The sequence below is a fragment of the Paracoccus sp. SCSIO 75233 genome (assembly GCF_027912675.1).
GTDB lineage: Bacteria > Pseudomonadota > Alphaproteobacteria > Rhodobacterales > Rhodobacteraceae > Paracoccus.
The window spans coordinates 323399-335721 of sequence record NZ_CP115757.1; the positions used below are offsets into that span (position 1 = coordinate 323399).

A 12323-nucleotide genomic window follows, 5' to 3' on the forward strand; every position below is an offset into this window, starting at 1 on the left:
CCGTGCCTTATCAGCAACTATCCGGATCGAAATGGTCGATGATGTCGACTGCCTCATCCGCAGTTTCAACATAGCTGAACAGCTTCAGATCTTCCGCACCGATTGTGCCCGCATCGGCGAGTGCCTGCCAGTTTATGATCCGGTCCCAGAACTCCTTGCCGAAAAGCAGGATCGGGACGGGTTTCATCCGCCCGGTCTGGATCAGGGTCAGCGTCTCGAATAATTCATCGAGCGTGCCGAAACCGCCGGGAAAGACCGTGATCGCGCGGGCGCGCATCAGGAAATGCATCTTGCGGATGGCGAAATAGTGGAAGTTGAAGCACAGATCCGGCGTGACATATTCGTTCGGCGCCTGCTCATGCGGCAGAACGATGCCCAGACCGATGGACTGGCCGCCTGCTTCGTCCGCGCCCTTGTTCCCGGCTTCCATCACGCCCGGCCCCCCGCCGGTGCAGATGACGAATTCGCGCCCATAGGCCTGCAGGCTGCGTTCGGTCATGATCCGGGCGAAGCGGTAGGCCTGCTCGTAATATTTCGACAGCTCGGCGAGGGTCTCCGTGCGGGCCTGATCCTTGTGTTCCGGGGCAGGAATGCGCGCGCCGCCGAACATGACGACAGTTGATTCCACCCCCCGCTCGTCAAGGATCATCTGCGGTTTCAGCAATTCGAGTTGCAGCCGAACCGGGCGCAGCTCTTCCCGCAGCAGGAAATCCGTATCCGCAAAGGCCAGCTCATAGGCCGGGGCACGGGTCTGGGGTGTGTCGGGGATCTGTTTCGCCGCTTTCGCGTCCTCACGGCTGTGCGGAAACGGATGGGCGCGGCTGTCTTCGTCGGTCATCTCGGCCTCTGGATCGGTCGGGGCGCATTGCGCCGTGGGTTCCTCCCGCTTATAGCGCATGAGCAAGAGTTTCTACCCTGAGTGAGGAGAACGGAATGTCGAATGACGCGCTTGAAAACGCCATCGAGGCGGCCTGGGAGGCCCGCGATACGATCACCCCGGCCACGACGGGCGAAACCCGCGAGGCGATCGAGGACACGCTGAACGCGCTCGACAGCGGCAAACTGCGCGTGGCGGAGAAGCGCGGCAATGACTGGCATGTGAACCAATGGGCCAAGAAAGCCGTGCTGCTGGGCTTCCGCATCAAGGATATGGAGATGCAGTCGGGTGGCCCCCAGGGTGGCGGCTGGTGGGACAAGGTCGACAGCAAATTCGCGGGCTGGGGCGACAACCAATGGCGCGCCGCTGGTTTCCGCGCCGTGCCGAATTGCGTCGTGCGCAAATCCGCCTTCATCGCCAAGGGCGTGGTGCTGATGCCGAGCTTCGTCAATCTGGGTGCCTATGTCGACGAGGGCACGATGGTGGATACCTGGGCCACTGTCGGCTCCTGCGCGCAGATCGGCAAGAATGTGCATCTCTCGGGCGGCGTCGGCATTGGCGGCGTGCTTGAACCCATGCAGGCCGGCCCGACGATTATCGAGGATAACTGCTTCGTCGGTGCCCGTTCCGAGGTGGTGGAGGGCGTGATCGTCCGCGAAGGTTCGGTCATCGGCATGGGGGTTTTCCTCGGCCAGTCGACCAAGATCGTGGATCGCGAGACCGGCAATGTGTCCTATGGTGAAGTCCCTGCGGGTTCGGTCGTGGTCTCCGGCTCAATGCCGTCGAAGAACGGGGTGAATCTTTACTGCGCCGTGATCGTGAAACGCGTGGACGAAAAGACCCGCTCAAAAACCTCGGTCAACGAATTGCTGCGCGACTGATCGCGCCGGGGGCCTCGGCCCCCGGACCCCCGAGGATATTTGCGCCAGGATGAAAATGCGTTTCACCCGGATAAAATATCCTCAGGGGGTGAATGGCCGTCAGGCCAGAGGGGGCGCGAGCGCCCCTTTTTCATGTCTCATCACCGTCACCAGAGTGTCGCCGTAGCGTCGCTGATCGAGAAGCCGGAACCCGGCGGGCTGTTCGGGCGGGTTGCTCTCCTCCCAGACGATGACCGCGTCATCGGCCAGCCAGTTTCCCTCCTCAGCCGAGCGGAGCGCCGCCTCGCCCAGAGCTTTGCCATAGGGCGGATCCATGAAGATCAGGCCGTAACCTGCGCTGCGATTGGGGCCGAGCCTTGTGGCATCCCGCCGCCAGACATCGGTGCTGCCCATAGCGCGCGCCTTCTCGATATTCTCGCGCAGCAGGGCGCGTGACTTCGCACCGTCATCCACAAAGGCGATGCGAGCGGCCCCGCGGGACAGGGCTTCGAGCCCGAGCGCGCCGGTCCCGGCAAACAGGTCAAGCACCCGGATACCGTCCAGTTCCAGCCCGATACTGTTGATCAGCAGATTGAACATCGCCTCCCGAACCCGGTCAGAGGTCGGTCGCAGATGTGCCTGCTGATCCCCGGCACCGAGTTCGGCCAGTTTCATCCCGCGCAGTCTTCCGCCAATAATCCTCACAGCAGGTCTTTCAGCGCGGTTGCGGGGTCGGTGACGCGTTCAGGGGATGCTGTCTTGCCTGCTTCGATCAGCCGCTTGCCGACCATGTAAGCCCGGGCGTCGTTCAGGGCGTCGATGGCAATCAGCCGACCTTGCCGGTAATACCAGAAGGAGGCCGAATGCGGGCTCTCTCCGTGCCGCGTGACGATCTGATCGTAACCGCCGTTCAACCCTGCGATCTGCAATTTGGCGTCATACTGATCCGACCAGAACCACGGTTTCGGGGCGTAATCCTGTCCCGCACCGAGAATATTCGCGGCGACACATTCCGCCATGTCGATGGCGTTTCCGACGCTTTCCAGCCTGATCCGTTGATCCTGCCACGGGAAGGATGCGCAATCGCCGGCGGACCAGATGGCCGGGTCCGATGTCCGGCCCTGCGAATTACAGGCGATACCGTTGTCAATCGCCAGCCCCGCTGCTTCTGCCAGCGCTGTCTCGGGCGAGACGCCGATCCCGACCACCACGATCTCGGCGGCAATCTGTTGACCATCGGCCAGAGACACGGCCTGAACCCGCCCCTCGCCCTCAAGCCGGGAGATGGCGGTCGATTCCAGGATTTCCACACCATGCGCCAGATGCAGTTCACGGATCGCGGCTGCGGTCTCGGGCGAAGCGACGCGGCCAAGAATACGCGGGGCGGCCTCGATCAGCGTGACCTCAAGCCCGAGCTTTCTGGCCACGGCTGCAGCCTCCAGCCCGATATATCCGCCCCCAATCACAACCATGCGGCGTTCGGGCGTCAATTCGGGTTGCAATCGCGCAATATCGGCGAGGTTGCGGATCGTGTGAACGCCGCCAAGCGCCCCTCCGATTTCGTCCGGAAGTTGACGGGGCGTCGCGCCGAGTGTCAGGGCAAGCTGATCGTAAGCGACTGGCCCTGCCGTGGTCATGACGGTTTTCGACGCAGTGTCGATATGCTGTGCCGTGGTGCCGGTGAGCAACTCAATGTCCTGCTCCGCCCACCAATCGGGGCCGCGCAGCATCAGCCGCTCCTGCGGCATTTGGCCCAGCAGATAGGCTTTCGACAGCGGCGGTCGCTGATAGGGTGCCGCCGCCTCATCGCCGATGATCGTGATCTGGCCGTTATGTCCCAGCCCACGCAGCTTTGCAGCCATCGAAACCGCCGCCTGTCCTGCGCCGAGTATCAGTATCTTCATCATCCGCCCCTTTCAGCCCTCTCATGACCTGCTGAAGAGTTTGCCGCAAGTCCAACGCGTTCGCAGCTTGACAAAGCAGCGCGCCCTGTCACATATCGCCCCCTATGGGGCCATAGCTCAGTTGGTAGAGCGCATCGTTCGCAATGATGAGGTCAGGGGTTCGACTCCCCTTGGCTCCACCAGTTTATAGCATGATCATAAATTATTGATTTTATTATACTAAATTTCTCTTCGTCGGAGCTTCCCCACACACTTTCCCCACCCTTTTGCCCCACGCAGATTCCATCTATAGAGCAAGCACGCATTTCTCGACTAAGAAATCAATCAGCTTGCCGAAGAAGGCCAAACCATGCACAGCTTCCGCCATACAATGCGGGATCGTCTGAGGGATTTTGAAGCTTCTTCTAATGTCGCTGACGCGACTATTGGCTGGGCTGGAAAAAACGTAGGGTCAGGACTCGTTCTTAATCATTGCCCCCCCGAACGCCGAGATTGCCATCGCCCCGGCACCGACCGGGCTGGAAGACGACGATATGCCGATGGGTGAGCTGGCGAATGCGGCAGCCCTTGATGCGATGGCTGAAGATGTCGCGCCGCCGATGCCGGAATCGACCATTGTTGCGGTGTCCGATGCCGACGCCGCCTCCGGGCTTGCAGCGGAAATTATTGGCGAGGATACGGCTGCCCTGTCCGAACTCGGGATCGTCGGTGCCGAGGATCAGGCGGCGGAGATGATGGACGAACCTGCCGCTGAAGCCGCCCCGGTTGCCGCAATTGCCGCGACCCGCCCGGCACGCCGCCCGGCGGCCATCGCCGCGCGTGCGCAGGCCGCGCTTGCAACTGCGACCGAAACCGTTGCCGCAACCGAAACCGCCGAGGCCGCCCCCGCCGCACGTCCCGAGGAGGCCCCGCAGGCCGTGGCAGAGGCCGAAGCGCCCGAACCCGCCCCGGCACAGGTCGCCTCCGGCGCGCCGCTGGTTCAGATCGGTGCATTCGATTCCGGCTCTATCGCGAACAGCGAATGGGGACGGATTTCGGGCCGCTTCTCGTCGCTCTTCTCCGGCAAATCGCCGGTTGTCCAGACGACGGAACGGAACGGCCGGACCTTCTACCGCCTCCGCGTCGCAGGCTTCGATTCACGCGACGATGCCCGCCGCTTCTGCGCCGCGCTGATCGCGGAAGGCACGGATTGCTACCCCGCCACCGCGCAATGACGACTGCTGCCATATTCGGGCTTTTGGGCACCGAACTCACCAGGGCCGAGCGGGATTTCTTCCGCTCGGCCGATCCTTGGGGGTTCATCCTGTTTGCCCGGAATATCGAAACCCCGGACCAGCTTCGCCGCCTGACCGGCGATCTGCGCGATGCGGTCGGACGGGACGCTGTGATCACAATCGATCAGGAGGGCGGACGGGTACAGCGGATGCGCGCGCCGCATTGGGCCGAGTGGACACCGCCGCTTGAGGACGCCGAAAACGGAGCGAAGGCGCTGCGTCTGCGCTATCGGCTGATCGGGCAGGAACTGCGCGCGGTCGGCATCGACAGCAATTGTGCGCCGACGCTTGATATCGCCTCCGACGAAACCCATCCGTTTCTGCAAAATCGCTGCCTTGGCCGGAATGTCGCGGATGTCGTGTCGCATGGCCGTGCCGTGGCAGAGGGGCTGTTGCAAGTCGGGGTACTGCCGGTGATGAAGCATATGCCGGGTCATGGCCGGGCGCGCGTCGACAGCCATTTCGAGACCCCCGCTGTCGCCGCGCCGCTGGCTGAGTTGACCGACACAGATTTCGCCCCGTTCCGCGCCCTGAACGATCTGCCCCTGGGGATGAGCGCGCATATCCGGTTCACGGAACTGGACGATGCCCCGGCGACCGCCTCCGCCCGCATGATCGGGATCATCCGCGATGAGATCGGCTTTGACGGGCTGCTGATGACCGACGACATCTCGATGAACGGTCTGAGCGGCAGTATCGGCGAACGCAGCGCTGCGGCGATTGCGGCGGGTTGCGATCTGATCCTGCATTGCCACGGCGATATGGGCGAGATGGAGGAGGTCGTGGCGAATGCAGGCGCGATGACATCAGCCGCGCAGCGCCGTGGCGATGATGCACTCCGCCTGCGCGCGAAGAGGACGGTTGTGGCGAGAAGAATGGCTGAGAAGAAGGTCTCCGGGCAGCAGTCGTAGCGGGTCGCCACCCGTCTCCAGTCCTTGAGCCTGCCGAACATGATCTCGATACGGTTGCGGCGTTTGTATCGACGCTTGTCGTATTTGACGGACTTCTTGCGGGACTTCCGACCGGGGATTCAGACCCGTATCCTATTGTCTTTCAAGGCGTCTCTGAACCAGTCGGCATCATAGCCCCGGTCTACCATTAACTAATCGGCGTTCGGTGGGCTGCTCAACAGCACCGCCGCACCTTTGTAATCGCTGACTTGCCCGGCAGATGAAAACTGGATAGGGCGGCCCTTCGCATCGGTGGCGGGGTGCAGTTTGGTATTCATGCCGCCCTTCGTGCGACCTATCTGGCGAGCACGCTCCCCTTTTTAACCGCCAGGCTGGAGGCGGTGCGGTGCGCTTTCAGGTAAGTCGCGTCGATCATGATCGTCTTGTGTGCAGGTCCTTGGGCAGCCAGGCTCATCATGATCCGGGCGAAGACGCCGTTCTCGCTCCAGCGCTTCCAGCGGTTGTAGAGCGTCTTGGCGGGTCCGTACTCCCGGGTGCATCGCACCTCCGCAAACCATTGCGATTGATGAAGATTATGCCGCTCAACACGCGTCGATCATCAACACGGGGCTTGCCGTGGGACTTCGGGAAATACGGCTGCAGATGCTCCATTCATTCATCCGTCAGCCAGAAAAGATTGCTCATCAATCAGGTCTCCTTGCAGAGCCTGAATCACGGCAGACAGCCAAAATCTATGGGCCTGGAGCCTAGGTCATGTTGACAAATGGCGGATCCAGAGACGGATCGACGTGATGTCAATGAAGCCGAGGAAGCTTTCCGCCGTCTTGTCGTAGCGGGTCGCGACACGCCTGGCGTTCTTGAGCTTGTTGAAGCAGCGTTCGACCAGATTACGCAGGCGATACAGCGAGCGATCGACACCAATCCGCTTCTTGCGGGACTTTCGCATCGGGATCACGGGCAGGACGTTGCGCGCTTCCATGCCGTCTCTGATCTTGTCTGCATCGTAGCCGCGATCCGCGAGCAGCACGCTCGGGCGGGGCAGATTATCCGCCATCACCAGATCGAAGCCGAGATAGTCCGACGTCTGGCCTGGCGTGATCTCTGTCCTCATGGGAAGCCCGTGTGCATTGACGAGGAGGTGGATCTTGGTCGTAAAGCCACCTCGAGAACGGCCGAAACCCTGTCGTGGAGTCCCCCTTTAGCGCCCGCTGCCTGATGGTGGGCGCGGATTACGGTGCTGTCGATCATCTGCAGGGCGCTTGGCACAGCTCCGCTCTGGTTCAGTGCCTCCATGATGTCCTCCCAGAGCCCGGCCAACGTCCAGCGCCGGAATTGCCGATAGACGCTCGACCACTTGCCGAACTCCCCGGGAAGATCGCGCCAAGGCGCCCCGGTTCGGGCAATCCAGAAAATCCCATCAAGAACGAGGCGGTGGTTGGTGGGTTTACGCCCGTTCGGGGCGCGGACGGCGAGGATGAAGCGCTCAAAGAACGTCCATTCCTCGTCCGACATAAGGTCTCGTGCCAAGCTGGTCTCCATCGCAGATGCCAGCTTGAATCATGCTCAAAGCCTGATGTGAATCCCTTTTGTCAACACGACCTAATCATAACGACGGACCACTTCAAAGGGAGATGATAGATCCGACAGAGGCTCATTAGCAATTCTCAGCCGAACCATTTCGGAGTCTTGCCCCGCTGTTGGGCGTCATGCCGAAATGAGCAATCTCCAGAGCATCGGAGAAAATGCGCGCTTATAATATGATTGCACCTCAACATCACTAACCTTCTCCTAATTAACTCGCTTTCATGCAACAAACTCAACGACGTCTGCATATGCTCCACAACAATATCTTAGCATTCTTTGCTAATCTGATAATGCCTAGTACTACAATTGCCCTTGTGATGAAGATTTGATCCAATTTCTGTCTTGTGGCGGGATGAATTCATGTCCGTTTCGGATTGGGCGTGGGAGGCGTCGGATTGGCGTAATGCACTTGAAGATATGAGGGTTTTCATGGCCCCACTGCTCCAGCGCTCTGAGCAGCGCATGGGAGTTGTCAGAGAAAACCGATCTGCTAGAGTTCTTAATAGAAATTTGAGTGGATTTCGCGTTGTGATGCTTGACAACAATCAAGTGAATAAAGAGTTTGTACCGGACAGTAAAATTTTGAGCAAAAGAATAGTTACATCAGGCATTTTTGTTCTGACAGTGCCATCCAGCCGAAACCGGAGCCCGTTTAGCGCACAGGTCTCTATGCTTCCTGAGGCAAGGTCTCGAGGGCCTCGAAAAAGCTTGCACGGGATTTTGAGGTACACCTGAGGTTCATCGTAGAAAAACTTAATTTTTCCTTTACAAGGGAACAGTGGAAGTTCTAATATTCGAATAGAATCGAACTTCATTTGAATCAAGTTCAAAGGGCAGTTAAACTCGCCTTCTAGACCTAATAACAAAAATCCTAGGGAAATTTCATGTTTAGGTTATTATTTTTGTTACTTTCGTTGGTACTTCTAAACTCTTGCACAGTGAGCCTTTTTCCGGAATTTGACGCCAAAATAATCGAGAAGATAGAAGAGACCAATGATCAGGCGCAGGTATTATTTGCGACAGTTGAGCGTGGCTCCTCCGCTGCAGAATTCGCATCTTTGGAGCCTACATATAATGAAGTTCTTGGCGGTCTATCAGCTGTTTTGCTGCAAGTTGAGGCACGGCCGCAACCTGAAACTTCGGAGCGTCTTATAAACAGAATCGTCGGCCGCGAACGGATACAGGACCTCTGCCGCGAAAGCGAGGATGTGCCCGCTGACGATCCTCGAGCCTGTTTTTTGGTTGTGACGCCGTCTGCCTTAAAAGAGGCAAGAAAAAGCATTTCCGAGATGCGAAATGCCCATGAGCGCCTCGGACTCGGACCAGTTTTAGCCGAAAACTATAGAAACCTTTTCAATATTTCGATAGAGCAAGCGCTGACCGTAGAGGCCGCACTTGCAGTCAGCGCGGGAGGGATCTGATGAGCATCGAATTGGATAAAGTTGCCGATGATATCTACTCCAAGGTGAAGGAATCGCTGAATGATGACTGGGACACATTGAGTAATTTCCATAAATCTCAAGGCAGGAAATTGGCGCGTCAAGCCGCGCTTTTGGCCCAGCTAAAGTTGAGCGGGGAAGTGCCTCAAGGGGATCCGATTTTTGAAACTCTAATCGAACAGTTCGAGGATGCCGCAAGAAACTTTGCTCAAGCCGTTGCGAACCTTACTGTACTGACGCTCCAGAATGCATGGAATGCAATCGCTAAAACGCTTTGGGGAGCAGTTAACGAGCTATTTTCCAAGGCAGGATTGGGTAATTTGCCGGTGCCGGGACTTGTTGTTTAGGCGCCCTGCTTCCTAATAACGCCGACGTGGGATAAATCGAGTTTATGGAAACTAGCAACGAGGAGCGAAGCCATGATTGACCGCAAGACTTTCTACATCGCCTATCGAGAGGTCTACGGCAAGTTGCTCCAGTCGCAGGTTGATGGCTACGAGGCGATCCTTGATTTCTGGGACAGCCGCTCGGTGCTCACGGACCTGCGTTGGCTCGCGTATATCATGGCGACGGCCTTCCACGAAACTGGTCGCCGTATGCAGCCTGTGCGCGAGGGTTTCTGCCCCGACGACCCGTGCTCAGTGCGCGCGGTCGCGCGGCTCTACAACCAAGGACGCATCAAGACTAATTACGCGCTGCCGCACGCCAACGGGCACAGCTACTTCGGCCGCGGCTTGGTGCAGCTGACCTGGGGCCACAACTACAAGAAGGCTGGGCAGATGATCGGGCTGGGCGACGCGCTATACGACGAGCCGAGGCTGCTGCTGCGCATGGACGTCTCGGTCAAGGTGATGATCGTGGGCATGCTGGTGGGCATCTTTGTGCCGGGCCACAACTTGGAGCGGCACTTCACCGCGACAAAGTCCGACTGGAAGAACGCGCGGCGGATCGTCAATGGTCTGGACAAATGGGAGTTGATCCAAGGCTACGCTCTCAACTTCTATGGCTTCCTGCGCCAAGCCGTGGGCGGGCCCGCTAACCAGCGCGACGTCGAGCGGGCGCTGCGCGACATGGAGGACGCGAGGCGCTCCGCCGACGGCGACCTGCTCGACATGAGCTTGGAGGAACTGTCCGAGCGCACCCGCTCAGCATCGCCCGTCTCGATCTACGACGGACCGGACGTCGAGTTGGGTGAGCGGTCGGCCGATTACGGCGACCTCATCGCCGAGGACCCGTCCGACGTTCGGCTGCTCGGCTACGACGAAGTGCATGGGGATGCGGACTGACAAGCCGCGGGGACTCGGCGCTGGATGCTATACGGCTCGTCGCCCCAATCGGAAAGCAGTTCTTCCAAGCGCTCTCCTACAAGTTCGAGTACGTCGGGCGGGCCGGACGCGCTGCCGGCGCTCAGTGACAACGGTGAGGCTGCTCCTTAGATATTGGCACGTTTTGGGCTGCGGATTGCGAGCTGGGCATTAGGAAGCGGACTCATAAAACCGCATCCATAGTCGTGAGGATGCGAGTAGTATGGCAGCGAGGTAGTTTCGCGCTGTTTTCTCGTATCGGGTAGCGATCTTTCTGAAGTGTTTGAGCTTGTTGAAGAACCGTTCGACGAGGTTACGCTGGCGATAGAGCCTCTGATCGACGGAACGCTGGATCTTCCGGTCGCGCTGCGTGGGGATATGCCCCCGTCCGCCATGTGCGGAGATCAGTTCAAGGATGGCCCGGGCATCATAACCGCGATCGGCGACCACATCACCGGGCGCGGGATGCGCAGCCAACAGATCGGCGACCGCGACCTTGTCGGAGGCTTGCCCCGGCGACAGCGTGATCGCCACCGGCAGGCCGCGATGGTCGACCATGGCGTTGATCTTGGTGCTCAGTCCGCCACGAGAACGACCGATGGCGTGATCTTCGCCCCCTTTTTACCCGAGGCCGCATGCTGGTGAGCCCGGATGATCGAACTGTCGATGAACTGCATGCTGTCGGGGGATTTCTCGGCAAGGGTTTCAAAGACCTGCAGCCAGACCCCGGCCTTTGCCCAACGGTTGAAGCGGTTGTAGACAGTGGTGTGGGGACCATATCGCCCGGGCAGATCACGCCAGGGCGATCCGGTCCTCAACACCCAGAAGATACCGTTGAGCACCCTCCGATCATCCACCCGTGCTACACCGCGCGGCTTGTTGGGCAGAAGCGGTTGGATCACTGCCCATTCGAAGTCCGTCAGATCGAAACATGCCATGCTCACCTCTATCAAAGAGAGTGAAGCATGAATAAACCTTGAGCGGAATCCTGTTTATGGGTTCAGAACCTAGAGCATTGCGCAATATGGTCTCAAAGCCGACTTTTGCCGATGCTGTGTGTTTCCATTCCGCTTCCTGAGGTAGGAAATACCTGCCGATTTCTCCGTCATCGGCGTTGCTGGATTTCGGTCGGAAGCCATCAGCGTTCATAGTTATGCGTTGTGATCTCTCTCCTCCTTCCCTGAGCTCTTCCCAAGCAACTGTGGTTTACCACCATATATAGTAGAGAGGGGGATAGGAGGGCCTAGGGGGCTCCTTTGGACTGAATCGATCCAATGGAGGCTTTCCAGCCTACTTCCTTGTTATAGTGGGTGTCGTGCCGACGATCTTCAAGAAGCTGTCCGAAAACATCTGCTCTGCCAGCTCTGCCTGATCCTGCCGGACAATGAGGCTGTCATGGACGGGAAGGGCTGCAATGTCATGCTCCTTGCCCAGACGGAGAATGGCACCAATAAGCACCTTGCTTTCGGTGAACTGAAGGTCCGCCCAATCCAGCGTTCCGGGTTCCAGCTGGTGCAGGACACTGTGTCGTTTCAGGATTCTCTTTTGGACCTCTTGGATCGGGTATTTTCGGCTGAACTGCTGTGGTGTTAGTTTGAGTTGCGCGCTCAGCTCCTGTCTGCCTTTCTGGGGCCATCTGTTGAGATAATTTTCGCCTTTGCCAATCATTGCGGTGATGACGAGTTTGACGACGGGTCGCGGCAATCCCTCGAAAACATACGGGTCCCGTTCTGGTATGGCGTTGTGTATCCACGCATAGAGAATGCTCAGATGGGATGCCTTGAGGTCCAGCTCAGTCACAGGCTCACCATCGATCCTGATTTTCTGTCGGTCATTCCGTGACATCTCTTGAAACTTCCCATAGAGACGCCCGCCCTTGTTGAAATCGAAGTTGTCTGCGTCTGCGTTGTTGAAGCAGCGATATATCTCGGGCGGATCCTTGCCCTCGAAACGATGCGCCTGATAAATACGCTTGATGTCCAACACCTGCTGCTGAAGCTGCGTGACTCTTGGTGTGTCCGGACAAGGCAGGGTCTAATGGCGGTGATGGAAGGTCTAATTAAGACAGCAAAGCTGACTTAATTGTGAGACTATCCGACCCGCAAGCCTGTCGTTAAAAATCCAAAAGGGACCCAAAGGGGGGTATGGGTTCATCCCAACCGACTTCAAA

12 protein-coding genes, 1 tRNA gene and 1 pseudogene are annotated in these 12323 nt (G+C 58.6%); 7 read left to right on the plus strand and 7 right to left on the minus strand.

All coding sequences use genetic code 11. From position 1 onward, the window contains the following. Window positions 1–10 precede the first annotated feature (10 nt). Window positions 11–838, minus strand: coding sequence for a TIGR00730 family Rossman fold protein (locus tag PAF12_RS01630; RefSeq protein ID WP_271109625.1), 828 nt, complete (start codon window positions 836–838; stop codon window positions 11–13). A gap of 95 nt (window positions 839–933) precedes the next feature. Here PAF12_RS01630 and dapD point away from each other — a divergent pair, with 95 nt between their 5' ends. Next, a complete protein-coding gene (gene dapD / locus PAF12_RS01635) occupies window positions 934–1758 on the plus strand; it encodes a 2,3,4,5-tetrahydropyridine-2,6-dicarboxylate N-succinyltransferase (protein ID WP_271108281.1) in 825 nt (274 codons plus the stop codon). A gap of 99 nt (window positions 1759–1857) precedes the next feature. Here dapD and rsmD read toward each other — a convergent pair whose 3' ends face one another. Beyond that, window positions 1858–2442 (minus strand): 16S rRNA (guanine(966)-N(2))-methyltransferase RsmD, encoded by a 585-nt coding sequence (rsmD, locus tag PAF12_RS01640; RefSeq protein WP_271108282.1) that lies wholly within the window; start codon window positions 2440–2442, stop codon window positions 1858–1860. Continuing rightward, complete coding sequence (locus tag PAF12_RS01645) at window positions 2439–3644, minus strand: NAD(P)/FAD-dependent oxidoreductase (protein ID WP_271108283.1); 1206 nt, start codon at window positions 3642–3644, stop codon at window positions 2439–2441. The genes rsmD and PAF12_RS01645 overlap by 4 nt, the downstream gene beginning before the upstream one ends. Window positions 3645–3747: 103 nt before the next feature. Between PAF12_RS01645 and PAF12_RS01650 the strand changes: the two genes are divergently transcribed. From PAF12_RS01650 to PAF12_RS01660, 3 genes are all read left to right on the plus strand, one after another. Then, a tRNA-Ala gene (locus PAF12_RS01650) sits at window positions 3748–3823 on the plus strand. A gap of 351 nt (window positions 3824–4174) precedes the next feature. Continuing rightward, window positions 4175–4855, plus strand: a complete 681-nt coding sequence (locus PAF12_RS01655; RefSeq protein WP_271108284.1) for an SPOR domain-containing protein — start codon at window positions 4175–4177, stop codon at window positions 4853–4855. Next, window positions 4852–5826, plus strand: a complete 975-nt coding sequence (locus PAF12_RS01660; RefSeq protein ID WP_271108285.1) for a glycoside hydrolase family 3 protein — start codon at window positions 4852–4854, stop codon at window positions 5824–5826. Before PAF12_RS01655 ends, PAF12_RS01660 begins: the two co-directional genes overlap by 4 nt. Here PAF12_RS01660 and PAF12_RS01665 read toward each other — a convergent pair. Both PAF12_RS01665 and PAF12_RS01670 read right to left on the minus strand, forming a co-directional pair. Next, window positions 5766–6477, minus strand: a pseudogene (locus PAF12_RS01665) (IS5 family transposase); the annotation flags it as partial. The gene PAF12_RS01660 and the pseudogene PAF12_RS01665 sit on opposite strands and share 61 nt — an antisense overlap. A gap of 100 nt (window positions 6478–6577) precedes the next feature. Next, window positions 6578–7365 (minus strand): IS5 family transposase gene (locus PAF12_RS01670; RefSeq protein WP_173485039.1). Its coding sequence is split into 2 segments (ribosomal slippage): window positions 6578–7026 and window positions 7026–7365, totalling 789 coding nucleotides; the frame shifts between segments, so codons are not numbered across the junction. Between the two features lie 983 nt (window positions 7366–8348). Here PAF12_RS01670 and PAF12_RS01675 point away from each other — a divergent pair. The 3 genes from PAF12_RS01675 (at window position 8349) to PAF12_RS01685 (ending at window position 10135) form a co-directional block, all read left to right on the plus strand. Further along, window positions 8349–8831, plus strand: coding sequence for a hypothetical protein (locus PAF12_RS01675; RefSeq protein WP_271108286.1), 483 nt, complete (start codon window positions 8349–8351; stop codon window positions 8829–8831). Continuing rightward, a complete protein-coding gene (locus PAF12_RS01680; protein WP_271108287.1) occupies window positions 8831–9196 on the plus strand; it encodes a hypothetical protein in 366 nt (121 codons plus the stop codon). Before PAF12_RS01675 ends, PAF12_RS01680 begins: the two co-directional genes overlap by 1 nt. 72 nt (window positions 9197–9268) lie before the next feature. Then, on the plus strand, window positions 9269–10135 hold the full coding sequence (locus tag PAF12_RS01685) for a glycoside hydrolase family 19 protein (protein ID WP_271108288.1): 867 nt from the start codon (window positions 9269–9271) through the stop codon (window positions 10133–10135). Between the two features lie 189 nt (window positions 10136–10324). On the opposite strand, the gene PAF12_RS01690 is transcribed toward PAF12_RS01685, so the two are convergent. Continuing rightward, a protein-coding gene (locus PAF12_RS01690) for an IS5 family transposase (protein ID WP_271108289.1) occupies window positions 10325–11091 on the minus strand; the annotation gives its coding sequence in 2 pieces (ribosomal slippage) (window positions 10325–10767 and window positions 10767–11091; 768 coding nt in all). Window positions 11092–11443: 352 nt separating this feature from the next. After that, window positions 11444–12136 (minus strand): hypothetical protein, encoded by a 693-nt coding sequence (locus tag PAF12_RS01695; protein WP_271108290.1) that lies wholly within the window; start codon window positions 12134–12136, stop codon window positions 11444–11446. Window positions 12137–12323: the final 187 nt, after the last annotated feature.